Annotated in this window: 18 protein-coding genes; 9 read left to right on the forward strand and 9 right to left on the reverse strand. The window is 64.6% G+C overall.

The features are described 5' to 3' along the window. Nucleotides 1–109 precede the first annotated feature (109 nt). The 8 genes from IVB23_RS25100 to IVB23_RS25135 form a co-directional block, all read right to left on the reverse strand. On the reverse strand, nucleotides 110–1,339 hold the full coding sequence (locus IVB23_RS25100; RefSeq protein WP_197964859.1) for an ABC transporter substrate-binding protein: 1,230 nt from the start codon (nucleotides 1,337–1,339) through the stop codon (nucleotides 110–112). 256 nt (nucleotides 1,340–1,595) lie between these two features. Further along, nucleotides 1,596–2,822 carry an ABC transporter substrate-binding protein gene (locus IVB23_RS25105; protein ID WP_061881015.1) on the reverse strand — a complete coding sequence of 409 codons (1,227 nt, stop codon included), beginning with the start codon at nucleotides 2,820–2,822 and terminating at the stop codon, nucleotides 1,596–1,598. 117 nt (nucleotides 2,823–2,939) lie between these two features. Beyond that, a complete protein-coding gene (locus IVB23_RS25110; protein ID WP_197964861.1) occupies nucleotides 2,940–4,175 on the reverse strand; it encodes an ABC transporter substrate-binding protein in 1,236 nt (411 codons plus the stop codon). 38 nt (nucleotides 4,176–4,213) lie between these two features. Then, complete coding sequence (locus tag IVB23_RS25115; RefSeq protein WP_061881013.1) at nucleotides 4,214–5,233, reverse strand: branched-chain amino acid ABC transporter permease; 1,020 nt, start codon at nucleotides 5,231–5,233, stop codon at nucleotides 4,214–4,216. A 2-nt stretch (nucleotides 5,234–5,235) separates the two neighbouring features. Continuing rightward, entirely contained in the window at nucleotides 5,236–6,114 is an 879-nt protein-coding gene (locus IVB23_RS25120) for a branched-chain amino acid ABC transporter permease (protein WP_028179412.1), read from the reverse strand. A 13-nt stretch (nucleotides 6,115–6,127) separates the two neighbouring features. Next, nucleotides 6,128–6,841, reverse strand: coding sequence for an ABC transporter ATP-binding protein (locus IVB23_RS25125; RefSeq protein WP_025033919.1), 714 nt, complete (start codon nucleotides 6,839–6,841; stop codon nucleotides 6,128–6,130). Continuing rightward, nucleotides 6,838–7,635, reverse strand: coding sequence for an ABC transporter ATP-binding protein (locus tag IVB23_RS25130; protein ID WP_061881012.1), 798 nt, complete (start codon nucleotides 7,633–7,635; stop codon nucleotides 6,838–6,840). The genes IVB23_RS25125 and IVB23_RS25130 overlap by 4 nt, the downstream gene beginning before the upstream one ends. 66 nt (nucleotides 7,636–7,701) lie before the next feature. Beyond that, complete coding sequence (locus IVB23_RS25135; protein WP_197964862.1) at nucleotides 7,702–8,568, reverse strand: IclR family transcriptional regulator; 867 nt, start codon at nucleotides 8,566–8,568, stop codon at nucleotides 7,702–7,704. A 130-nt stretch (nucleotides 8,569–8,698) separates the two neighbouring features. Between IVB23_RS25135 and IVB23_RS25140 the strand changes: the two genes are divergently transcribed. From IVB23_RS25140 to IVB23_RS25180, 9 genes are all read left to right on the forward strand, one after another. Then, nucleotides 8,699–10,795 carry a 3-hydroxyacyl-CoA dehydrogenase NAD-binding domain-containing protein gene (locus IVB23_RS25140; protein ID WP_247800428.1) on the forward strand — a complete coding sequence of 699 codons (2,097 nt, stop codon included), beginning with the start codon at nucleotides 8,699–8,701 and terminating at the stop codon, nucleotides 10,793–10,795. A 199-nt stretch (nucleotides 10,796–10,994) separates the two neighbouring features. Beyond that, nucleotides 10,995–12,677 carry a dicarboxylate--CoA ligase PimA gene (pimA, locus tag IVB23_RS25145; RefSeq protein ID WP_247800429.1) on the forward strand — a complete coding sequence of 561 codons (1,683 nt, stop codon included), beginning with the start codon at nucleotides 10,995–10,997 and terminating at the stop codon, nucleotides 12,675–12,677. Continuing rightward, nucleotides 12,674–13,861 carry an acetyl-CoA C-acyltransferase gene (locus IVB23_RS25150; RefSeq protein ID WP_247800430.1) on the forward strand — a complete coding sequence of 396 codons (1,188 nt, stop codon included), beginning with the start codon at nucleotides 12,674–12,676 and terminating at the stop codon, nucleotides 13,859–13,861. Before pimA ends, IVB23_RS25150 begins: the two co-directional genes overlap by 4 nt. A gap of 149 nt (nucleotides 13,862–14,010) precedes the next feature. Continuing rightward, nucleotides 14,011–15,201 carry a pimeloyl-CoA dehydrogenase large subunit gene (pimC, locus tag IVB23_RS25155; protein ID WP_247800431.1) on the forward strand — a complete coding sequence of 397 codons (1,191 nt, stop codon included), beginning with the start codon at nucleotides 14,011–14,013 and terminating at the stop codon, nucleotides 15,199–15,201. A gap of 134 nt (nucleotides 15,202–15,335) precedes the next feature. After that, complete coding sequence (gene pimD, locus IVB23_RS25160; protein WP_247800432.1) at nucleotides 15,336–16,478, forward strand: pimeloyl-CoA dehydrogenase small subunit; 1,143 nt, start codon at nucleotides 15,336–15,338, stop codon at nucleotides 16,476–16,478. Nucleotides 16,479–16,601: 123 nt separating this feature from the next. After that, the gene (locus IVB23_RS25165) at nucleotides 16,602–17,375 is read left to right on the forward strand and encodes a glucose 1-dehydrogenase (protein ID WP_197964867.1); all 774 of its coding nucleotides are present in this window, start codon (nucleotides 16,602–16,604) and stop codon (nucleotides 17,373–17,375) included. Nucleotides 17,376–17,625: 250 nt separating this feature from the next. Then, nucleotides 17,626–19,131, forward strand: coding sequence for a glycerol kinase GlpK (gene glpK, locus IVB23_RS25170; RefSeq protein WP_247800433.1), 1,506 nt, complete (start codon nucleotides 17,626–17,628; stop codon nucleotides 19,129–19,131). Nucleotides 19,132–19,301: 170 nt separating this feature from the next. Continuing rightward, nucleotides 19,302–19,895, forward strand: coding sequence for a GNAT family N-acetyltransferase (locus tag IVB23_RS25175; protein WP_247800434.1), 594 nt, complete (start codon nucleotides 19,302–19,304; stop codon nucleotides 19,893–19,895). A gap of 251 nt (nucleotides 19,896–20,146) precedes the next feature. After that, the gene (locus IVB23_RS25180; protein ID WP_247800435.1) at nucleotides 20,147–20,776 is read left to right on the forward strand and encodes a glutathione S-transferase family protein; all 630 of its coding nucleotides are present in this window, start codon (nucleotides 20,147–20,149) and stop codon (nucleotides 20,774–20,776) included. Nucleotides 20,777–21,074: 298 nt separating this feature from the next. Here the strand turns inward: IVB23_RS25180 and metH are convergent, their stop codons facing one another. Further along, on the reverse strand, nucleotides 21,075–24,920 hold the full coding sequence (gene metH / locus IVB23_RS25185) for a methionine synthase (RefSeq protein ID WP_247800436.1): 3,846 nt from the start codon (nucleotides 24,918–24,920) through the stop codon (nucleotides 21,075–21,077).

Raw genomic sequence — 24,920 nt, forward strand, 5'->3', positions numbered from 1 at the left:
CGCAATTCAATACGATTTGCCCGGAAGCTTCAAGGAAAAGCCCCTGCGGCATGGCCGCAGGGGCTGCGTCTTTAGTCGATTTGGCTACATCTTGAGCAACTGGGTAAGGTTAGCCGCCGACATCGCCGCTCAAGATCTCGCCAAATCGCTCCCAGTGCTCGCCCTTGAAGCGGATCAATTGCAGCTGCGAGAGCGGCGCGAAATCGGAGGCCGACGTGTTGACCTTGATGCCCGGCAACAGGCCGGCGGGCTCGAACTCCTTGATGTTGGCGGCCTGCTTCATGATGTTCTCGCGGGTCAGATTGTCACCGCAGGCCTTGAGCACGTGAACGAGACCCTGGGCGACGATGTAGCCGTACATCACCGAGGCGTCGGCGCGGTTCGCTTCCGGATAGTACTTATCCAGGAATTCGTTCCAGCCAATCATCGCCTTGTCGTTCTTCCACTGCGCGTCGGTCGGATCCTTGAAATATTGCGACGAGATGATGTCCTGGGCGTTCTCGAAGCCGGCCGGCTTGATCACGCTGCCGATCGAGGCCGAGACGTTGTTGAGGAAATGCAGCGGCTTCCAGCCGATCTCGGCGTTCTTCTTGATGGCCTGCGCCGCGAATTTCGGCGTGGTGATGTTGAAGAAGATATCCGCGCCCGTCGCCTTCATCTTCACGATGTGGGAATCGATGGTTGGCTCGGAGACTTCGTAGCTGTCCTCAATGGCGATCATCGAGGCGGCCTTGGCGCCGAGCCCGTCCTTGAATCCCTTCAGATAGTCCTTGCCGTAGTCGTCGTTCTGGTAGAGCACGGCGATCTTGGCGTTCGGATGGTTCTTCAGGATGTACTTGGCATAGATGATCGACTCGATCTGGTAGTTGGGCTGCCAGCCCATCGTCCACGGGAAGTTCTGCGGATCGTTCCACTTGGTGGCCCCGGTGGCGACGAAGAGCTGTGGCACCTTCTTCGAGTTCATGTATTTCTGGATCGCCGTGTTGGGCGGCGTGCCCAGCGAATTGAAGATCAACAGCACCTCGTCGCTTTCGACGAGCTTGCGCGCCTGTTCCACCGTCTTGGGCGGCGAGTAGGTGTCGTCATAGGTGATGAAATTGATCTTGCGGCCATTGATGCCGCCTTCTGCGTTGATCTTGCGGAAATAGGCCTCCTCGGTCTTGCCGATCACGCCGTAGGCGGAGGCGGGTCCGCTGTAGGGCATGATGTTGCCGATCTTGATTTCGGTGTCGGATGCGCCGGTGTCGTATTTCTTCTGCGCGGATGCTGCCGTGGAAAGAGCGGCAGCCAGCACGAGGGCAGCCGAGAAGGCCCCCAATCGCACATGCATTGCAGGCATCTTGTTCTCCCTGGGAAGGTTTGAATGTGTCGATTGTTCTTATTGGGGGCGATGGTTGCTCCTCGCTCCATCGTACATTCAATACCTATCCACGGCCGTCAGCAAGAAGAACGCCCCCGCATAAGCGTCGCGGGGCGGGCGATTCTCGTCGAAGACGATCCTGGAATATTCCGGCACGTGAGATTTCGTGCCGCCAATCCGCCGCTGGAGTTGCTTTCAGAAGAAGCGGCTATCTTGAATTGAGCCGTCGCGGCGGTCAGTCGCCGACGTGGCTCGAGATGACGTCGCCGAACAGCTCCCATTTCCGGCCCTTGAACCGCATCATCTGGAGCTGTTCGATCGGAGCGAAATCGTCCGGCGCGGTATTGATCTTGATGCCGGGCAAGAGCGTATCGGGTTCGAAGTCCTTCAAGCTGGCGGCCTGCTTCATGACGTTCTCGCGGGTGAGATCGTCGCCGCACATCTGCAGCACCTTCACCATGGTCTGCGCGGCGGCATAGCCGAACACGACGCCGGCATCGAGCTTGTTGGCCTTGGGGTCATACTGGGCGAGGAAGTTGTAGAATTTCTTCATGCCGTCATCGGCATTCCATTGCGGATCGGAGCCGTCCTTGGTGTAGCTCGCCGACAGGATGCCTTGCGAGATCTCGAGCCCGGCCGGTTCGAGCACGCCGCCGACCGAAGCCGAGACGTTCGAGATGATGTGGACCGGATGCCAGTTGATCTCCGCCGCCTTCTTGATGCCCTGCGCCGTGAATTTCGGTGTGGTGATGCTGATGAAGACGTCAGCGCCGGAGGCTTTCAGTTTGACTACGTGCTCGTCGATCGCCGGCTCCGAGGTGCTGTAGGGCTCTTCCAGCACGATCATCGAGGCCTTGGCGCCGAGGCCCTCTTTCAGCCCGTTCAGATAGTCCTTGCCGAAATCGTCGTTCTGGTAGAGCACACCGATCTTTCCGTCCGGCTTCTCCTTCATGAGGTATTTGGCGTAGATGCGGGCCTCGCTCGCGTAGTTCGGCTGCCAGCCCATGGTCCAGGGATATTGCCTGGGATCGTTCCATTTCGACGCGCCGCTCGCCACGAATAATTGCGGCACCTTCTTCTCGTTCATGTATTTGCGGATGGCGCTATTGGTGGAGGTGCCGAGCGAGCCGAAAATCAGCAGCACCCCGTCGCTCTCGACCAGCTTGCGCGCCTGCTCCACCGTCTTCGGCGGCGAATAGGCGTCGTCATAGGAGATGAACTTGATCTTGCGGCCATTGATGCCGCCCTCGGCGTTGATCTTGTTGAAGTAGGCTTCCTCGGTCTTGCCGATCGCGGCATAGGCGGAGGCCGGCCCGCTATAGGGCATGATGTTACCGATCTTGATCTCGGTATCGGAAGCGCCGTTGTCGTATTTCTTCTGCGCCAGCACTTCGCTGCTCGTTGCAGTGCACAAGGCGAGCGCGACCCAGAGGGACGCAACCTGGAAACGAACGGCGACCATTGTTCTCCTTCCCCCGGGCGGATCGGGCGCATTGAACAAGATTGGGGCCGGCCGTCAACAAAAAGCCCCCGCGGTTGCCCGCGGGGGCAATTTACGTTGGATGATCGCGTCAGCGTGTCACTCGGAGGCGATATCGCCGCTGATGATCTCGCCGAACAGTTCCCACTTCTCACCCTTGAAGCGCATCATCTGAAGCTGCGCAATCGGGGCGAAGTCGGTGGCGCTGGTGTTGATCTTGACGCCGGGCAGCAGGGTATCCGGCGCGAAGTCCTTCAGGCTCGCGGCCTGCTTCATCAGGTTGGCACGGGTGAGATCGTCACCGCACATTTCGAGCACCTTGGCCAGGGTCGACGCGGCGCCGTAGCCATAGACCATGCTGGTATCGGACTTGTCGGCACCCGGCATGTACTTGTCGACGAACTCGTTCCACCTCTTCATGCCGGGATCGTTGGCCCATTGCGGGTCGGTGGAGTCCTTGGCATAGGCTGCCGACAGCACGCCCTGCGCGCTTTCGAATCCGGCCGGCTTCATCACGCTGCCAACCGAGATCGACACATTGGTGAGGATCTGGAGCGGCTTCCAGTTGAGCTCGGCGGTCTTCTTGATGGTCTGGGCCGCGAACTTCGGCGTGGTGTAGATCAGGAGCACGTCGGGATTGGCCGCCTTGATCTTGACGATGTGACCGTCGATCGACGGCTCGGAGATCTCGTAGCTCTCTTCCATGATGATCATGGACGAGGCCTTGGCGCCGAGACCGTCCTTGGTGCCCTTGAGGTAGTCTTTGCCGAAATCGTCGTTCTGATAGAGGATCGCGATCTTGGCGTCCGGCTTCTCCTTCATCAGCCATTTGGCGTAGATGTGCGCTTCGCTCTGGTAGGAAGGCTGCCAGCCCATGGTCCAGGGGAAGTTCTTCGGATCGTTCCACTTGGTCGCGCCGGTGGCGACGAACAGCTGCGGGATCTTCTTGGCGTTGAGGTATTTCTGGATCGCCGTGTTCGAGGGCGTGCCGAGCGGGTTGAAGACGGCCAGCACCTCGTCGCTCTCGACCAGCTTGCGGACCTGCTCGACGGCCTTCGGCGGCGAATAGCCGTCGTCATAGGTTACGAAGTTGATCTTGCGACCATTGATGCCGCCCTTGTCGTTGACCATCCTGAAATAGGCCTCTTCGGTCTTGCCGATGATGCCATAGGCCGAGGCCGGACCGCTGTACGGCATGATATTGCCGATCTTGATCTCGGTATCGGACGCGCCGGTGTCGTATTTCTTTTGGGCGAGTGCAGCGCCGGAGGTGAGGGTGACGGCCGCCGTTGCCGTGATCAGCGCGGCGGCTCGCAGTGTTCTTCCGAAAAGCAATTGGGTCTCCTTGGTTAAACGACAGTCCTTGAGAGTTTTCAGTTCTTCCTGAGCTTGCCGACGAGTTGCTGGCCCAGGACCGCGACCTGCCTCGCGCCATGCGGCACGAGGTAGATGACGAGGAACAACAGCACGCCGAACACCGCGCCGGAGAGACCCTTGGAGATGCTTTCCGCCATGTTCGGCACGAAGATGATGAAGGCGGCACCGACGAACGAGCCGGGCAGCCAGCCGACGCCACCGACCACCATGCCGAGGAACAGCGAGATCGCGAGCGTGATGGTGTAGCTGTCGGGCGCGACGAATTGCACGGCGATGGCGCCAAGCGAGCCGGCAACGCCGGTGATGCCGGCCGACACCCCGAAAGCCAGCGTCTTGTAGAGCGCGACGTTGACACCCATCGAGGAAGCCGCGATCTCGTTGTCGCGGATCGCCATGAAGGCGCGGCCCGAGCGGGAGCGCAGCAGGTTCACCGAGAAGATGTAGATCGCGATCGTCACGGCGAGCGTGAAGTAGTACAGCCACATGTCCTGCGACATCGGCAGGCCGAACGGCGCGTCCGGCTTGGTGACGACGAGGCCCTGCACGCCGCCGGTCCAGTGCTCGAGGAAGTTCAGCTTCAACAGTTGCGGCATCGCGGTGGCGAGCGCAAAGGTCGCGAGCGCGAGATAGACGCCGGACAGCCGCAGCGCCGGCTTGCCGAACAGGTAGCCGAAGCCGAAGCAGATCGCCGCGGAAATCGGAATGGTCAGCGCGTAGTTGACGTTGGCGTGCTCCATCAGCACCGCCGAAGTATAGGCGCCGACGGCGTAGAACGCGCTCTGGCCGAGCGAGAACTGGCCGCTTCCGCCGGTCAGGATGTTCAGCGCCAGCACGGCGAGCCCGTAGATCAGGAGCATAGTCATCTGGAAGATGATGAAGTTCTTGACGAACATCGGCACGACCAACAGCGCCGCCAGCACCACCAGCGAGGTGCCGGTGCCCAGCGTCATGGCCCGCTTCGGAACCGCCTCGACCGCCTGGTGGCCTTCGGCGACGACTTCTTCTGCAGCGCTCATGATCAAACTCGCTTGACGATGTGCCGGCCGAACAGGCCAGCGGGTTTGACGACCAGGACGGAGATGATCAGCGCGAGCGCGATCGGGAGCTTCAGTTCGTTGCCGACGCCGGGGATGTAGGTGCCGGCGAGGTTCTCGAAGACGCCGACCAGGAAGCCGCCGACCACGGCGCCGAACGGGCTGCTCAATCCGCCGAGCACCGCCGCGGCGAAGCCGTAGATCAGGACGCCGCCCATCATGTTGGGCTCGAGGAACACGACCGGGGCGATCAGCATGCCGGCGATCGAGCCGATCGCGGTCGCCATGCCCCAGCCGAGCGCGATCATCCAGCTCGTGTTGATGCCGACGAGGCGGGCCGATTCAGGCACCGAGGCGGCCGCGCGCATTGCAAGGCCGATCCGGGTGTATTGGAAGAAGAAGTAGAGGCCGAGCAGGAGCAGCACGGTGACGCCGATCATGCCGGCCTGGTGGGTCGAGATCAGCTGGCTGCCCAGGAAGGGCGAGGAGCCGAACGGGGTCGGGTACTGCTTGATGGTGAAGTCCCAGATCAGGCCGGCCGAGGAGTTGATGATCGCAAACAGCGCGATGAAGCCGGCGACGTTGGTCAGAACCGGCGCCTTGGCGAGCGGCTTGAACAGGATGCGCTCGATCGCGATGCCGGCGACGAAGGAGAATGCCAGCGTCATCAGGAAGGCCGCCCAATAGGACAGGCCCCACTGCATCAGCTGCCAGGAGATGAAGGTCGAGAACATCGCCATCTCGCCTTGCGCGAAATTGAGATGGTCGATGGCCTGGTAGATCATGACCACGGCGAGCGCCATGCAGGCGTAGATCGCGCCCGTGGCGATGCCGGCCAGGACCTGGTTGGTGAACAGTTCCATTGTCCCGGCTCCCTCAGTAACCCAGATAGGATTTGCGGATTTCTTCGTTGTTCGCGATGTCCTTGGCTTTGCCCGACATCACGATCCGACCGGTCTCGATCACATAGGCCTGGTCGGCGAGCTCGAGCGCCAGCTGGGCGTTCTGTTCGACCACCAGGATCGACACCTTGTCCTCGCGGTTGATCTTGCCGAGGATGCCGAACAGATCGCGCACCACCAGCGGCGCGAGGCCGAAGGACGGCTCGTCCAGCAGCATCAGCCGGGGCCGCAGCATCAGGGCGCGGGCAACCGCGAGCATCTGCTGCTCGCCGCCGGACAGCGTGCCGGCCACCTGGGTGTGCCGCTGCTTCAGCACCGGGAAGTGGGCGTACATGCGCTCGATGTCGGAGACGATGCCGGCGCTGTCCTTGCGGGTGATGGCGCCGAGCTGGAGGTTCTCCTCGACGGTCATGGTGGTGAAGGTGCCGCGGCCCTGCGGCACGTGGGCGATGCCGAACCGCACAATGCTTTCGGTCGAGCGGTTGTTCAGAGGCTTGCCTTCGAACTCGATCGCTCCGGTCGAGCGCACCATGTTGCAGATCGCGCGCAGCGTCGTGGTCTTGCCGGCGCCGTTGGCACCGAGCAGCGTCACCAGCGAACCCTCGTTGAGCGAGAAGGACAGGCCATGGAGTGCCTGGACCTGGCCGTAATAGGCGCGCAGGTCCTTGACGTTGAGCAGCGTCGTCATTGGTCCTTGCTCCCGAGATACGCCTTGATGACGTCGGGGTCGGCCTGCACCTGGGCGGGCGTCCCCTCCGCGAGCTTCTTGCCGAAATTCAGCGCGACGACGTGGTCGGCGATCGACATCACGAGGCCCATGTGGTGCTCGACCAGGAGCACGGTCATGTGGCGCTCGTCGCGAATGCGGCGGATGAGAGCTCCGAGCACGTAGACTTCCTCGTGGTTGAGGCCGCCGGCAGGCTCGTCGAGCAGCAGGATCTTCGGATCGGCCGCGAGCGCGCGCGCCAGCTCGACCCGCTTCTGCGTACCGAAGGGCAGGCCGGAGACGATGGTGTGGGCGACGTCCTCGAGGTCGAGATAGGCGAGAATCTCGTGCACTTTCTTGTTGACGCTGGTCTCGCTGCGCCGGACCCAGGCAAGCCTCAGGGAGTCGCTGATGATGTCGCTCGAGGTCTTCGAATGCGCGCCGACGCGGACGTTGTCCATCACCGACAAATTCGGGAACAGCGCCACGTTCTGGAAGGTTCGGCCGATGCCGATCTCGGCGATCCGGTGCGGCGGCCGCGACAGGATGCTGACGCCGTCCAGCAGGATGTCGCCAGACGACGGCTGATACAGCCGCGAAAGGCAGTTGAACAGCGTGGTCTTGCCGGCGCCGTTGGGGCCGATGAGCCCAAGGATCTGGCCCTTGTGCATGTCGAAGGACACGCCGTTGAGCGCGATGATGCCGCCGAACACGACGCTGACGTCGCGAACCGCGAGCAGGGGCGATGTCCCCCGCGCGAGCTGTGCCTGCGTCATGTCGTCTCGCTCACGTCGTTCAGTGAGCGATGGGGCGATGCGAACCGCTCCCGATGATGACAAAGGCTATCTGAACCCCTCGGCCACACGCGCAACTTTTCCTCCTGATTTCAGCTTTTTGCTGTTGTCTTTTTTTGAATGCGGCATCAGACCCCCGAGCGCCGCTTCGATGTTCCTTACCATCGCCAGCAGACGCGGTCCAATGTCGTTGATCAAACGCTCTTCCGTGAAGCGGAATGCCGGCGCGCCGCAATTGAATGCGTAAGGTCCGGTTCCGTCGTTGAGCTTGAGCGCGACGCCGGCCGCGCCGATGTCGTCGTGCCAGTCGCCGACCGAGATCGCAAAGCCGTATTTCGCGACCGTTTCGCCGGAACGTTCCAATCCTTCGCGCATCTTCGGCCAGCGGCTGCCGTAATGTTCGCGCAGAATGCGCGACACTTCAGCGCGGCTCTCGTCGTCGAGCGCCCAGAAATAGGCGCGGCCCATCGCACTGGTTGCAATCGGCACGCGCGAGCCGACGTCAAGTTGAACGCCGACCGTCTCGCTGCCGCGGCTCTGCCCGAAATAGATCATGCTGTGACGGTCGCGGCCGCCGACGGCGACGGCGCCCCCGGTCGCGCGCATCACTTCCTCGCGGAACGGCTCCGACAGATGCCGAACGCCCAGATTGGCCAACGCCGCGTAACCGAGCGACATCGCTGCGGGTGCGAGCTGGTACTTCTCGAAGCGGGGAACCGGCGTCAGATAGCCGAGCTTGGTCAACGTGTAGGTCAGCCGCGACACGGTCGGTTTGGGCAGATTGGTGCGCGCCGCAATCTCCTGATTGCCGAGCAGGCCGTCATTGGGTTGGAACGCGCGCAATACATCCAGTCCGCGGGAAAGCGCGACGACGAAATTCCGATCGGTCGCAGTCTTCTTTCCTGTACGCTTCATCCCTGATCTGCTTCTTGCGCGGAGTCGTTGACAACGTCCGTGCTTCAAAATAACCCTGCCGTCAAGATGCGGAATTAAATTCCGCACCGCGAAATCGAACAAAAGCAAATCCCCACCAAGGAGGGACACCGTGAGCGAAGTGGTCAAGCTTGAGCGTCATGATGAGGTCGGCATCGTCACGGTCAACAGCCCGCCGGTCAATGCGCTGAGTGCCGCGGTCCGCGGCGGCATTCTGGAATGCATCAAGGCCGCGATCGCCGATCCCGCCATCAAGGGCATCGTGCTGACCTGCGCCGGCCGCACCTTCATTGCGGGCGCCGACATCACCGAATTCGGCAAGCCGCCGAAGCCGCCGGCCCTCAACGACGTGCTGTCCGAGATCGAGAATTCGCCGAAGCCGGTCGTCGCCGCGATCCACGGCACCGCGCTCGGCGGCGGCCTCGAGGTCGCGCTCGCCTGCCATTTCCGCGTTGCGGTCAAAGAGGCCAAGCTCGGCCTGCCCGAGGTCAAGCTCGGTCTGTTGCCGGGCGCCGGCGGCACCCAGCGCCTGCCCCGCGCGGTCGGGCCTGAGCTCGCGGTCAAGATGATCGTCGGCGGTGATCCGATCGGTGCGGCGGAAGCCCTGAAGAACGGCCTGATCGAGGAGATCGTCGAAGGGCCGGCCTCGGGCGGCGAAGCCTTCGTGCGCAAGCTGCTGGCGGAGAAGCGCCCGCTGCGCCGCCTGCGCGACGACGATTCCAAGATCGCGGCCGCCAAGGCCGACCGCTCGATCTTCACCAATGCCGTCGCCGCCATGACCAAGAAGTCGCGCGGCCTGGAGGCGCCGTTCGCGGCGGCCGATGCCGTCGGCTACGCCATCGACCTTCCGTTCGACGAAGGGTTGAAGAAGGAGCGCGAGGGCTTCCTGAAGCTCGTCGCCAGCGACCAGTCCAAGGCGCAGCGCTATGCGTTCTTCGCCGAGCGCGAAGCCGCCAAGATCGCGGGTGTCCCCGAAGGCACCAAGTCGCGCCCCGTGAACCGTGTCGCCATTCTCGGCGCCGGCACCATGGGCGGCGGCATCGCGATGTCGTTCGCCAATGCCGGCATTCCCGTCACCCTGATCGAGACCGCCGAGGAGCAGCTCAAGCGCGGCATGGGCGTCATGCAGAAGAACTGGGAAGCGACAGCGGCGCGCGGCGGCATCCCGGCGGATGCGCCCGCCAAGCGCATGGCGCTGATCGACGGCAAGGTCGGCATCGAGAATGTCGGCGACGCCGACCTCGTCATCGAGGCCGTGTTCGAGACCATGGCGGTGAAGAAGGAAGTGTTCGGCAAGCTCGACCAGTACGCCAAGCCGGGCGCGGTGCTCGCCTCCAACACCTCGTACCTGAACATCGACGAGATCGCGAAGTCGACCAAGCGTCCGCAGGACGTGCTCGGCATGCACTTCTTCTCGCCGGCCAACGTCATGAAGCTGTGCGAGATTGTGCGTGCCGACAAGACCGCTCCGGACGCGCTCGTGACGGCCGTCACGATCGCGCGAAAAATCGCAAAAGTGCCGGCCGTGGTCGGCGTCTGCGACGGCTTCGTCGGCAACCGCATGCTGGCCCAGCGCGGCAAGCAGTCCGAGAAGCTGCTGTTCGAAGGCGCGCTGCCGCAGCAGGTCGATGCCGTCGTCACCAAGTTCGGCATGCCGATGGGCCCGTTCGCGATGGGCGACCTCGCCGGCCTCGACATCGGCTGGCGCTCGCGCAAGGACCGCGGCATCAAGTCGGAGATCGCGGACGCGCTGTGCGAGGCCGGCCGCTTCGGTCAGAAGACCGGCAAGGGCTACTACAAGTATGAAGCGGGCAGCCGCGCGCCGCTGCCCGACCCTGAGGTCGAGAAGCTGATCGACGAGACGCTTGCCCGCCTCGGCCGCAAGAAGCGTGTCGTCAGCGACGAGGAGATCCTCGAGCGCATGATGTATCCGATGATCAACGAGGGCGCGAAGATCCTGGAAGAGGGCATTGCGGCGCGTCCTAGCGACATCGACGTGGTCTGGCTCTACGGCTATGGCTGGCCGATCTACCGCGGCGGTCCGATGTTCTGGGCCGACAGCGTCGGCCTCAAGCACATCGCCGACCGCCTCGCCTTCTACGCCAAGGAGACCAACGATCCGAGCCTCGAGCCCGCCCCGCTGCTGAAGAAGCTCGCCGCCGAAGGCAAGACGTTCGCGTCGCTGGCCGCGGCGTCGAAAGCGGCGTGATCGAATTGGCAGTGGCGGCGATTTCGTCCTCCGAGGCACACTCTCTCCGTTCCCTCCCCCCTTGTGGGGGAGGGAACGGAGGGGGGTGGCTCCGGGCGAGGTTCGAGTTCGTGGCTACCCCTCTCCCCAACCCTCCCCCACAAGGGGGGAGGGAGCCCATCCGCCGGTGCCTGCCTTACGTGCAAAGTAACGAGCTTCCATGACCCATCCCGGCGAACAGTTTTATCCCGAGGGCGTGCGTTGGGACGATCCGATCGTCCAGGGCACATTGCCCGACCTGCTGGCGAAAGCCGCCGCTGAGTACGGCCCGCGCACCGCGTTGGAATTCCGCGACCGTCCGATCACCTACACCGAGCTCGCGGCTCAGGCCGAGCGCGCGGCGGCGGCGTTCCTGCGCGCCGACTGCGGCAGGAACTCTTCCGTCGCGCTGTTCCTCGGCAACACGCCGGACCATCCCGTCAATTTCTTCGGCGCGCTGAAGGCGGGCGCCCGCGTAGCTCATCTGTCGCCGCTCGACGGCGAGATCGCCCTGACGCACAAGGTCTCCGATTCCAGCTCGCGCCTGCTCGTCACCTCCAACCTCCAGGCGCTGCTGCCGACCGCGCTGAAATTCCTGGAGAGGGGCCTGATCGACAAGCTCGTCGTCTGCGAGGACGACCATTGGGGCAAGGTCGGCACGCCGCAGGCGGCGATCCCCGACGATCCCCGCATCGTCACCTTCAAGACCTTCGTCAAGGGCGCCACCGCGCCTGCGCAATGGCCGCAGGTCACGGCCGACGACGTCGCGCTGCTGCAATATACCGGCGGCACCACCGGCCTGCCCAAGGGCGCCATGCTGACCCACGGCAATCTCACCGCGGCGGTGTCGATCTACGACGTCTGGGGCAAGCCGACGCGTGCCACGCGCGGCGAGACGATCGAGCGCGTGATCTGCGTGCTGCCGCTGTTCCACATCTACGCGCTCACCGTCGTGCTGCTGTCCTCGCTCAGCCGCGGCAATCTGATCTCGCTGCACCAGCGCTTCGACGTCGAAGCTGTCATGCGCGACATCGAGGTCAAGCGCGCGACCTACTTTCCGGGCGTGCCGACGATGTGGATCGCGATCGCCGCGCTCCCAGACCTCGACAAGCGCGACTTCTCCTCGCTCGCCACCATCGGCTCCGGCGGCGCGCCGCTGCCGGTGGAGATCGCGAATTTCTTCGAGCGCAAGGTCGGCAAGAAGCTGCGCAGCGGCTGGGGGATGACCGAGACCTGCTCGCCCGGCACCGGCCATCCGCCCGACGGTCCCGAGAAGCCGGGCTCGATCGGCCTGACGCTGCCCGGCATCGAGCTCGACGTCGTCGCGCTCGACGATCCCCGGCGCGTGCTGCCGCCGGGCGAAGTCGGCGAGATCCGCATCACGGGCCCGAACGTCACCAAAGGCTATTGGAACAAGCCGGAAGGATCCACGGACGCCTTCGTCGACGGCCGCTTCCTCACCGGCGACATCGGCTATGTCGACACCGACGGCTATTTCTTCCTGGTCGACCGCAAGAAGGACATGATCATCTCCGGCGGCTTCAACGTCTATCCGCAGATGATCGAGCAGGCGATCTACACCATATCAGGCGTGCACGAAGTGATCGTGCTCGGCATCCCCGACCAGTACCGCGGCGAGGCCGCAAAGGCCTTCATCAAGCTGAAGCCCGGCGCAAAGCCGTTCTCGCTCGACGAGCTGCGCGCGCAGCTCACTGGCAAGCTCGGCAAGCACGAACTGCCGGCCGCGGTCGAATTCGTCGACGACCTGCCGCGCACGCCGGTCGGAAAATTGTCGCGCCACGAATTGCGCCAGCAGCAGAAACCGTCACAATCCACCCAAACCGTATCAGGAGTCCGTTCTTGACCGACGCCGTCATCGTTTCCACCGCCCGCACCCCGATCGGCAAGGCCTATCGCGGCGCGCTCAACGCCACCGAGGGCGCAACGCTGCTCGGCCATGCCATCGGCGAGGCTGTCGCGCGCGCAAAAGTCGATCCGAAGGAGATCGAGGACGTCGTGATGGGCGCCGCCCTCCAGCAGGGCGCGACCGGCGGCAACATCGCGCGCAAGGCGCTGCTGCGCGCCGGCCTTCCCGTCACCGTCGCCGGCACCACGATCGACCGGCAGTGCGCCTCGGGCCTGCAGGCGATCGCGCTGGCCGCGCGATCGGTGCTCTTCGACGGCGTCGAGATCGCGGTTGGCGGCGGCGGCGAGTCGATCAGCCTCGTGCAGAACGACAAGATGAACGGCTTCCACGCCCAGGACCCGGCGCTGCTCAAGATCAAGGGCGAGGTCTACATGCCCATGATCGACACCGCGGAAGTCGTCGCCAAGCGCTACGGCATCTCGCGCGAACGCCAGGACGAATATTCGCTGGAGAGCCAGCGCCGCACCGCGGCCGCACAACAGGGCGGCAGGTTCAAGGAGGAGATCGCGCCGATCGCGACGCAGATGGCGGTCACCGACAAGGCCACCGGCGCGGTCTCGATGAAGGAGATCACGCTGTCGCAGGACGAAGGTCCGCGCCCCGAGACCACCGCTGAAGGCCTCGCCGGCCTGAAGCCCGTGCGCGGCGACGGCTTCAGCATCACCGCCGGCAATGCCAGCCAGCTCTCCGACGGCGCCAGCGCCTGCGTGATCATGAGCGACAAGGAAGCCGCCAGGCGCGGCCTCACGCCGCTCGGCATCTTCCGTGGCTTCGTCTCCGCCGGCTGCGAGCCGGACGAGATGGGCATCGGCCCGGTCTTCGCGGTGCCGCGCCTCCTCAAGCGCCACGGCCTCAGCGTCGACGACATCGGCCTCTGGGAGCTCAACGAAGCCTTCGCCGTGCAGGTGCTGTATTGCCGCGACAAGCTCGGCATCGACCCCGAGAAGATCAATGTCGACGGCGGCGCGATCGCGGTCGGCCATCCCTACGGCATGTCGGGCGCGCGCCTCACCGGCCACGCCCTGATCGAGGGCCGCCGCCGCAAGGCCAAATACGCGGTCGTCACCATGTGCGTCGGCGGCGGCATGGGTGCCGCGGGATTGTTCGAGGTGCTGCAGTAGGAGTTTCTGTCATTCCGGGGCGCCGCGAAGCGGCGAGCCCGGAATCCATAACCACCAGTCGGGGATATGGATTCCGGGCCTGCGCCTTGCGGCGCATCCCGGAATGACGGCGGAACTGGTTAAGAATAAATCGCTCACAGGAGGATCCGATGGATCTCGCATTCACTAGGGAAGAGCAGGCGTTTCGCGAGGAAGTGCGGTCGTTCTTCCGCGACAACGTGCCGCCGGATACGCGGCGCAAGATGGTCGAAGGCCGCCACCTCTCGAAGGACGAGATGGTGAATTGGTGGCGCATCCTCAACAAGAAGGGCTGGGGCGTCAGCCACTGGCCGAAGGAATATGGCGGCACGGGATGGACCGCCGTGCAGCACTACATCTTCAACGAGGAGCTTCAGGCTCACCCGGCGCCGCAGCCGCTCGCCTTCGGCGTCAGCATGGTCGGTCCGGTCATCTACACCTTCGGCAACGAGGAGCAGAAGAAGAAGTACCTGCCGCGCATCGCCAATGTCGACGATTGGTGGTGCCAGGGTTTTTCGGAGCCCGGCTCCGGCTCCGACCTCGCCTCGCTCAAGACCAAGGCCGAGCGCCGCGGCGACAAGTGGATCATCAACGGCCAGAAGACCTGGACCACGCTCGCCCAGCACGCCGACATGATCTTCTGCCTCTGCCGCACCGACAACAACGCCAAGAAGCAGATGGGCATCTCCTTCATCGTGTTCTCGATGAAGTCGAAGGGCGTCACCGTGCGCCCGATCCAGACCATCGACGGCGGCCACGAGGTCAACGAAGTCTTCTTCGACGACGTGGAAGTTCCGATCGAGAACCTGATCGGCGAGGAGAACAAGGGCTGGGACTACGCCAAATTCCTGCTCGGCAATGAGCGCACCGGCATCGCCCGCGTCGGCGTCTCCAAGGAGCGCATCCGCCGCATCAAGGATCTGGCGTCCAAGGTCGAATCCGGCGGCAAGCCGATCATCCAGGACGCGGCGTTCCGCGAGAAGCTCGCCGCTTGCGAGATCGAGCTGAAAGCGCTCGAGCTCACGCAGCTCCGCGTCGTCGCCGACGAAGGCAAGCACGGCAAGGGCAAGCCCAACCCGGCGTCCTCGGTGCTGAAGATCAAGGGCTCCGAGATCCAGCAGACCACCACCGAGCTGCTCATGGAAGTGATCGGCCCGTTCGCCGCGCCCTACGACGAGCACGGCGACGACGGCTCGAACGAAGCCATGGACTGGACCGCCCAGATCGCGCCGAGCTACTTCAACAACCGCAAGGTCTCGATCTACGGCGGCTCCAACGAGATCCAGCGCAACATCATCGCCAAGGCGGTGCTGGGGCTCTAGGCGTCATTCCGGGGCGCGACGTAGTCGCGAGCCCGGAATCCATAACCACGATCGGGAGTATGGATCCCGGGCTCGCGCTGCGCGCGCCCCGGGATGACGAAGCCAGATAATTTCGGGTACGAGGAACGAATAAAATGGATTTTGATCTGTCCGAGGAGCAGCGGCTTCTCAAGGAAAGCATCGACGGCCTGCTGACCGATTCCTACGATTTCGAGCAGCGCAAGAAGTACATGAAGGAGAAGGGCGGCTGGAGCAAAGCGGTCTGGCTCAAGCTCGCCGAGCAGGGCCTGCTCGGCCTGCCGTTCAGCGAGGCCGATGGCGGTTTCGGCGGCGGCGGCGTCGAGACCATGATCGTGATGGAGGCGCTCGGCAAGGCGCTGGTGCTCGAGCCCTATCTCGCAACGGTCGTGATCGGCGGCGGCTTCCTGCGCCATGCCGGCACTGATGCGCAGAAGGCCGCGCACGTGCCTGCCATCATCGACGGCAGCAAGACGCTCGCCTTCGCCCAGCTCGAGAAGAACTCGCGCTACGATCTGTTCGACGTCTCGACCACCGCGAAGAAGAAGGGCGATGCCTGGGTCATCGACGGCGAGAAGTTCGTCGTGCTCAACGGCGAGAGCGCCGACACGTTGATCGTCACCGCGCGCACCAAGGGCGATCGCCGTGACAAAAGCGGCATCGGCGTGTTCCTGGTGCCCGCGAATGCCAAGGGCGTAGCCAGGAAGGGCTATCCGACCCAGGACGGCCTGCACGCCGCCGACGTCACCTTCACCGGTGTCGAGGTCGGTGCCGATGCCGTGCTCGGCAACCCCGAGGATTCGCTCGCGCTGATCGAGCGCGTGGTGGACGAAGCCCGTGTCGCGCTCTGCGCCGAAGCAGTCGGCCTGATGGACGAATCGCTCAAGACCACGGTCGAGTACATCAAGACGCGAAAACAGTTCGGCGTCGCCATCGGCTCGTTCCAGTCGCTGCAGCACCGCGCCTCCGACATGTTCGTCGCGGCCGAGCAGGCGCGCTCGATGTCGATGTTCGCGACCATGGCTGGTGATTTCGAGGACGCCAGGGAGCGCACGAATGCGATCGCCGCGGCCAAGGTGCAGATCGGCAAGTCGCTGAAATTCGTCGGGCAGCAGTCGATCCAGCTCCACGGCGGCATCGGCATGACCATGGAGGCCAGGATCGGCCACTACTTCAAGCGCCTCACCATGATCGAGAACACGTTCGGCGACACCGACTACCACCAGCGCCGCGTCGCCGATGCGGGCGGGTTGATCTGACGATTGCCGTCATTGCGAGCGAAGCGAAGCAATCCAGGGTCTTTCCGCTGGGACATCTCTGGATTGCTTCGTCGCTTCGCTCCTCGCAATGACGGAGGTTGTTGAAGCAACGAGGCACCAAAAATGAAAAACACCCCGTTCGATCTCACCGGCAAGGTCGCCGTGGTCACCGGCTCCAGCCGCGGCATCGGCCGCTCCTCCGCCGAACTGCTGGCGAAACTCGGCGCCAGGGTCGTGGTCTCCTCGCGCAAGGCGGACGCCTGCAAGGAAGTCGCCGACGGCATCAATGCGGCCGGCGGCGAGGCCACCGTCATCCCCTGCAACATCGCGCGGAAGGCCGAGGTCGAGGCACTGATCGCGGGTGCGACGAAGCACTACGGCAAGATCGACATCCTCGTCTGCAACGCCGCGGTCAATCCCTACTACGGCCCGCTGCTCGACATCACCGATGAAGCCTTCGACAAGATCATGGGCTCCAACGTCAAGAGCAACATCTGGCTCTCCGCGCTCGCGATTCCGCAGATGGCGGAGCGCGGCAACGGCTCCGTGATCATCATCTCCTCGATCGGCGGCCTGCGCGGCTCCACCGTGATCGGCGCCTACGGCATCTCCAAGGCCGCCGATTTCGCGCTGTGCCGCTCACTCGCCGGCGAGTGGGGCCCGAAGGGTGTCCGCGTCAACTGCATCGCCCCCGGCCTCGTCAAGACCGACTTCGCCCGCGCGCTATGGGAAGACGAAGCCAACCTCAAGCGCCGCACCGCCACCACGCCGCTGCGCCGTATCGGCGAACCCGACGAAATCGCCGGCGCGGTCGCCTACCTCGCCTCCGACGCATCGAGCTTCATGACCGGCCAGACCATCGTCATCGACGGCGGCGTCACGACGGCGGCGGTGTAGCCGGTTGACTCCCTCGCCCCGCTCTTGCGGGGAGAGGGTTGGGGTGAGGGGCTTCTCTCCACGCGTGATATCGTCGAGGTACCTGTACCCCCTCACCCGGAATCCGCGCTTTGCGCGAATTCCGACCTCTCCCCGCAAGCGGGGCGAGGTGAACAAGACGGCGCCGCTGGTATTGACCTTCCCGCCCTAATCCGCTCCCTTTGGCATCACAAAACGATCCCCTACCAGGGAAACGCCAAGGTAAGCCGCCATGTCTTTCGTCCTCGCCATCGACCAGGGCACCACCTCATCGCGCGCCATCGTGTTTCGCGGCGATATATCCATCGCCGCCAAAGCGCAAGCCGAGTTTCCGCAGCACTTTCCGGCCTCGGGCTGGGTCGAGCACGAGCCCGAGGACATCTGGACCTCGACCGTGATGGTCTGCCGCGAGGCGATCGAGCACGCCGGCATCAGCGCCAAGGACATCGCCGCGATCGGCATCACCAACCAGCGCGAGACCACCGTGGTGTGGGACCGCGCCACCGGCCAGGCCGTGCACCGCGCCATCGTCTGGCAGGACCGCCGCACCGCCGACATCTGCGCCAAACTGAAAGCCGACGGCCGCGAGCCCGTGATCTCTGAGAAGACCGGCCTGATCATCGATCCCTATTTCTCCGGAACGAAAGTCGCCTGGATCCTCGACCACGTCCCGGGCGCCCGCGCCCGCGCCGCGCGCGGCGAATTGATGTTCGGCACCGTCGATTGCTATCTGCTCTGGCGGCTCACCGGCGGCAAGGTGCACGCCACCGACGCCACCAACGCCTCGCGTACGCTGCTGTTCAACATCCACACGGGACAGTGGGACGACGAGCTGCTGGAGATCATCGGCGTGCCGCGCTCGATGCTGCCCGAGGTGAAGGATTCCTCCGCCCGCTTCGGCGAGAGCACGCCGGACCTGTTCGGCGGCGCCATCGCCATTTCCGGCATCGCCGGCGACCAGCAGGCCGCCACCATCGGCCAGGCCTGCTTCCGCCCGGGCATGATGAAGTCCACCTACGGCACCGGCTGCTTTGCGCTGCTCAACACCGGCACCACGCCGGTCGTCTCCAAGAACAAGCTGCTCACCACCGTCGCCTATCAGCTCGACGGCAAACGCACCTATGCGCTGGAAGGTTCGATCTTCGTCGCAGGCTCGGCCGTGCAATGGCTGCGCGACGGCCTCGGGATCATCAAGCACGCCGCCGAGACCGGACCTCTCGCCGATCAATCCGACTCCATGCAGAGCGTCTATCTCGTCCCCGCCTTCGTCGGCATGGGCGCGCCCTACTGGAATCCGCGTGTGCGCGGCGCGTTGTTCGGCCTCACCCGCAACACCGGCCCGGCCGAGCTTGCCCATGCCGCGCTGGAAAGCGTCTGCTACCAGACCTTCGACCTCTGGGCCGCGATGCGCGCGGACTGGCCGAGCTCGGAAACCGCCAGCGTCGTGCTCCGCGTCGACGGCGGCATGACCGCCTCCGACTGGACCATGCAGCGCCTCGCCGATCTGCTCGACGCACCGGTCGACCGCCCCGTGATCCAGGAGACCACGGCGCTGGGCGCCGCCTACCTCGCCGGACTCAATGCGGGGGTCTATCCCGAGCCGACCAAATTCGCCGACAATTGGCGCCGCGAACACCGCTTCAAGCCGAACATGAGCCAGGCGACAAGGGAGCGAAAGCTCGCCGGCTGGGCGAGGGCGGTGAAAGGCGTGCTCGCGAGCGACGAGGGGGAGGGGTAGCACAGCCTCGCAGCTCGATGCCGCGAGGCGCGCTCACTGCCTCCACGTCGTCATTGCGAGGAGCTCTTGCGACGAAGCAATCCAGACTGCCTCTGCGGAAAGATTCTGGATTGCTGCGCTGCGCTCAAAACGACGCCGCACGCTAGCTGTTCCCAAGTGAAGCAACAACCATGATCCTCCCCGACGGCTATTCCGACGTCCCCAACGGCAAGATCGCCGCCGTCGTCACCCATCTGGAGATGACCGCGCCGCCAACACGCCGCGCCGATCCGCCAGGCGCCTGGACCCTGCGCAAGGTCGATGCCCCCGAGCTCGATTGGTACCGCGATCTCTTCCGCCGCGTCGGCGAGGACTGGCTGTGGTTCTCGCGCGCCCGCATGAGCGATGCAGAGCTCGCCGCAATCATCCACGCGCCGGGAATCGAGATCTATGCCTTGGTCGCCGACGGCCGCGACGAAGGCCTGCTCGAGCTGGATTTCCGCGAGCCCGGCCAATGCGAGCTGGTCTATTTCGGCGTCACCGCGCCCTTGATCGGCACCGGCGCCGCCCGCTTCCTGATGAACCGCGCGCTGGAGCGCGCCTGGTCACGCGATGTCCGCCGCGTCTGGGTCCACACCTGCACGTTCGACCACCCCTTCGCCGTTGCCTTCTACCAGCGCTCCGGCTTCCGCGCGTTCCGCCGCCAGATCGAGATCGCCGACGACCCGCGACTCGACGGCACCGCGCCGCGCGATGCGGCGAGGCATGTGCCGATCATCGAGTAAGTGCACGGCTGCGTCCCCACCGTCATTGCGAGGAGCACTTGCGACGAAGCAATCCAGCAGGCTGTGGCTCGGATGAGAGCAGCGATATCCCGGGGGAAGCGCTGACGAGAGCCCCGGCCGGTTGTCCATTTGATCCCGCTTTGTTGCGTCGTGCGCAATGCTCTTGTTCCGAGATAGTTGTTGCGGCACCTTCGCATTGACGATGAACTGATCGGCCATGCCGTGTTCAAAAACTGACAAGAGCGAGAAACATGTTCCTGATCGGCCAATATGATTCCCCCTTCGTCCGCCGCGTCGCGATTGCGCTCCGGCTCTACGGGCTCGCCTTCGAGCACAAGCCGTGGTCGACCTTCGGCGATGCCGACAAGATCGCGCCGTACAATCCGCTGCGCCGCGTGCCGACCCTGGTGCTGGACGACGGCGAGGCGCTGATCGAGAGCACGATCATCCTCGACTATCTCGACGAGCTGGTCGGCGAGGGGAAGGCGATGCTGCCGCGCGGCGGTGCCGAGCGGCGCAGGCATCTGCGCATCTGCGCGCTCGCCTCCGGCCTCGGCGACAAGGCGGTGAGCCTGCTCTACGAGCGCGTGCTGCGGAAGGAACAGCTCGCGTTGTGGGTCGAGCGCTGCCAGGCGCAGATCGGCGATGTCCTGAAGGTGCTCGAGGCCGAGCGCGCCAAGGTGACGACGCCGTACTGGCTGGGCGACCGCATCGGCCATGCCGACGTCGCGGTGGCCTGCGTCGTTCGCTTCACCCGCGAAGCGCACCCGCAGCTGTTCGACGCGGCGCGCTATCCGGCACTGAGCGCCCATGCCGAGCGTTGCGAGGCACTGGCCCCGTTCAAGGAGATCGTGCAGCCGCTGGCGCCGCCGAAGGGGTAGGCGCTCTCGTGTCCCGGCCGCAGAGCCGGGACCCAGGCGGCACGGATTGCTGGGAGACGTGGGCCCCGGCTCTGCAGCGCATCACTTCGTGCTGCGCAGCGTCCGGGGCACGAGACCGAGAGCAAGGTGAGGGCGACGCCTATCCGCCAGTGGCCACGGCACCCGATGATGTCATAATACCCCTGTTTTGCCCGACGCCGCAATGCGATTTCGGCCAAACAGAAATAACCCAGCCTTTTCAACCCCATCGCTACTGTGCATGGGGTTGTTTTCCAACTTTCTGTTTTGAGCGCCCGCTTTACCCCACCCCCGCGCGCTTCTTCTGCCAGACGAGGTGCACCGCGCAGGTGCAGCCTGGCGGATGCGAGGCGAGGTCGTTCGACGGCTCGTCGTTCGCCGGCTTTGCCGCGAATGTCTTGTCCTGCTGCGACGGGATGTAGTTCAGCACCGGCGCCAGCCAGCGCTCGGTCTCCGCCACCGTCATGCCCTTGCGCGCCGCGTAGTCCTCGACCTGGTCGCGCTCGATCTTGCCGACGCCGAAATAATAGCTCTCGGGATTCGCGAAATAGAGCCCCGATACGGAGGAGCCCGGCCACATCGCAAAGCTCTCGGTCAGCTTCACGCCGGCCGTGTTCTTGGCATCGAGCAATTCGAACAGCGTCGCCTTCTCAGTGTGATCGGGCTGGGCGGGATAGCCGGGCGCGGGGCGGATGCCCTGATATTTCTCCAGGATCAGCTCCTCGCTGGTGAGCGCCTCGTCTGGTGCATAGGCCCAGAACTCGCGGCGCACACGGGCATGCATGCGTTCGGCGAAGGCTTCGGCGAGGCGGTCGGCCAGCGCCTTGCATAGGATCGAGGAGTAGTCGTCGTTGGCGCTTCTGAAGCAGTCGGCCACGGCATCCTCGCCGATGCCGGCGGTGACGACGAAGCCGCCGATATAGTCGGGCACGCCGGCGGGCGCGATGAAGTCGGCGAGCGCGGCGTTGAAGCGGCCCTCGCGCTTCTCGAGCTGCTGGCGCAGCGTGTGCAGCGTCGCGATTGGCCTGGTCCGGCTCTCGTCGGCATAGAGCACGATGTCGTCGCCTTGCCCATTCGCCGGCCAGAAGCCGATCGTCGCACGGGCCCGGAACCACTTCTCCTTCACGATGGTGTCGAGCATCTTGCGCGCATCGTCATAGAGCGAGCGCGCGACCTCGCCGACCTTGGCGTCGTCGAGGATGGCGGGGAAGCGGCCGGCGAGCTCCCAGGTCTGGAAGAACGGCGTCCAGTCGATGTAGGGCACGAGCTCGGCGAGATCGTACTCGTCGAAACTCTTGATGCCGAGGAAGGTCGGCTTCACCGGCTGGCTCTTGGCGAAGTCGACCGGCACGCGGTTGGCGCGGGCGTCAGCCAGCTTCAGGCGCTTCTTGTCGGCCTGCGCGCGCAGATGCGCCTCCGAGATCCTGGCGTATTCGGCCCGCACCTCGGCGGCGTAGGCCTCGCGCTTCTCGGGCGAGAGCAGCGAGGACGCGACGCCGACGGCGCGGCTGGCGTCGTTGACGTGCACGACGGGACCGGCGCGATAGCTCGGGTCGATCTTGACGGCGGTATGCACGCGGCTCGTGGTGGCGCCGCCGATCAGGAGTGGCAGCTTCAAACCTTCGCGCTGCAATTCGCCGGCGAAGAACGCCATCTCGTCGAGCGAGGGCGTGATCAGGCCTGACAGCCCGACGATGTCGGCCTTCTCCGCCTTCACCGTCTCGACGATCTTCGCCGCCGGCACCATCACGCCGAGATCGATGACCTCGAAATTGTTGCACTGGAGCACGATGCCGACGATGTTCTTGCCGATGTCGTGGACGTCGCCCTTCACCGTCGCAAGCACGATCTTGCCGGCGGACGAGGAGCCCTCCGTGCCGATGCCGTTTGCGAGGTTGCGCGCCTTCTCTTCCTCCATGAACGGCATGAGATAGGCAACCGCCTGCTTCATGACGCGCGCGGACTTCACCACCTGCGGCAGGAACATCTTGCCGTCGCCGAAGAGGTCGCCGACCACGTTCATGCCGGCCATCAGCGGCCCCTCGATCACGTCGAGCGGGCGCGACGATGTCTTGCGGGCTTCTTCCGTGTCCTGCTCGATGAACTCCGTGATGCCGTGCACCAGCGAATGCGACAGCCGCTTCTCTACCGGCCATTCGCGCCAGGCGAGATCGGCTTCCCTGCTTTCGGTCTTCTTGCCGCGGAATTTTTCGGCGAGCGCCAAGAGGCGTTCGGAGGCGCCGGGATCGCGGTTGAGGACGACGTCCTCGCAAGTCTGGCGCAGCTCCGGATCGATGTCGTCATAGACGATCATCTGACCGGCATTGACGATGCCCATGTCCATGCCGGCCTTGATGGCGTGATACAGGAACACCGAGTGCATGGCCTCGCGCACCGGCTCGTTGCCGCGGAACGAGAACGAGAGATTCGAGACGCCGCCCGAGATATGTGCGCCGGGCAGGTTCTGCCGGATCCAGCGCGTCGCCTCGATGAAGTCGACGCCGTAATTGTTGTGCTCCTCGATGCCGGTCGCGATCGCGAAAATGTTGGGATCGAAGATGATGTCTTCCGGCGGGAAGCCGACCCGGTTCACCAGGATGTCGTAGGCGCGCTTGCAGATCTCGGTCTTGCGCGCGAACGTGTCGGCCTGGCCGGCCTCGTCGAACGCCATCACCACCACGGCCGCGCCGTGGCGGCGCGCGATCTGCGCCTCGTGAATGAATTTCTCCTCGCCCTCCTTCATCGAGATCGAGTTGACGACCGGCTTGCCCTGCACGCATTTCAGGCCGGCCTCGATCACCGAGAATTTCGAGGAATCGACCATGACGGGGACACGGGCGATGTCGGGCTCGGCGGCGACGAGATTGAGGAAGGTCACCATCGCGGCTTCGGAGTCGAGCAGGCCCTCGTCCATGTTGACGTCGATGATCTGAGCCCCGTTCTCGACCTGGTCGCGCGCGACCTGCAGCGCGGCGGTGTAGTCGCCGGCGGTGATCAGCTTGCGGAAGCGGGCCGATCCCGTGACGTTGGTGCGCTCGCCGACATTCACGAACGGGATTGCGTCGGTCAGCATGAACGGCTCGAGGCCGGAGAGCCGGAGGCGAGGTTCGATCTCCGGCACGATGCGCGGCTTGTGAGGGGCGACGCTGGCTGCGATCGCCGCGATATGGTCCGGCGTGGTGCCGCAGCAGCCGCCGACGATGTTGACGAGGCCGTCGCGGGCGAACTCGCCGATCAGGCGCGCCATGTATTCCGGCGTCTCGTCATATTGGCCGAACTCGTTGGGCAGGCCGGCATTGGGATAGGCGCAGACGAGCGTATCGGCGACGCGGCCGATATCGGCAATATGCGCGCGCAGGTCCTCGGCGCCGAGCGCGCAGTTGAAGCCGATGGTGATGGGTTTTGCGTGCCGCACCGAATTCCAGAACGCTTCCGGCATCTGGCCCGAGAGCAGGCGGCCGGACTTGTCGGTGATGGTGCCCGACACCATCACGGGCACGTCGATGCCGAGTGCTTCGGTGATCTCGGCGATCGCATAGAGCGCCGCCTTGGCGTTGAGGGTGTCGAAGATGGTCTCGACCAGCAGCAGATCGACGCCGCCGTCGATCAGCCCGCGGATCTGTTCGCCGTACGACTTGCGCAGATCGTCGAAGGTGACCGCGCGGTAGCCGGGATTGGAAACGTCGGGCGAGATCGAGGCGGTGCGGTTGGTGGGACCGATGGCGCCGGCGACGAAGCGCGGCTTGCCGTCTTCCGCCTCCACGCGCCGTGCGGCATTGCCGGCGAGACGGGCGCCTTCGCGCGCCATCTCGTGGACAATGTCGGTGAGGTCGTAATCGGCCTGCGCGATCGAGGTCGTGGAGAAGGTGTTGGTCGCGACGATGTCGGCGCCGGCGCGCAAATAGGCGGCGTGGATGTCCTCGATCGCCTGCGGCTGGGTCAGGATCAAGAGGTCGTTGTTGCCGCGCAGGTCGCGATGAAAGCTCCTGAAGCGCTCGCCGCGGAAGGCGGCCTCGTCGAGCTGGAGGTTCTGGATCATCGTGCCCATGGCGCCGTCGAGCACGAGAATGCGCTCGCGTGCGGCGTTGAGGAGGGCGGTTCGCTTGGGCGAAGTGGGTACGGTCAT

Source organism: Bradyrhizobium sp. 191, from assembly GCF_023100985.1.
Classification (GTDB): domain Bacteria; phylum Pseudomonadota; class Alphaproteobacteria; order Rhizobiales; family Xanthobacteraceae; genus Bradyrhizobium; species Bradyrhizobium diversitatis.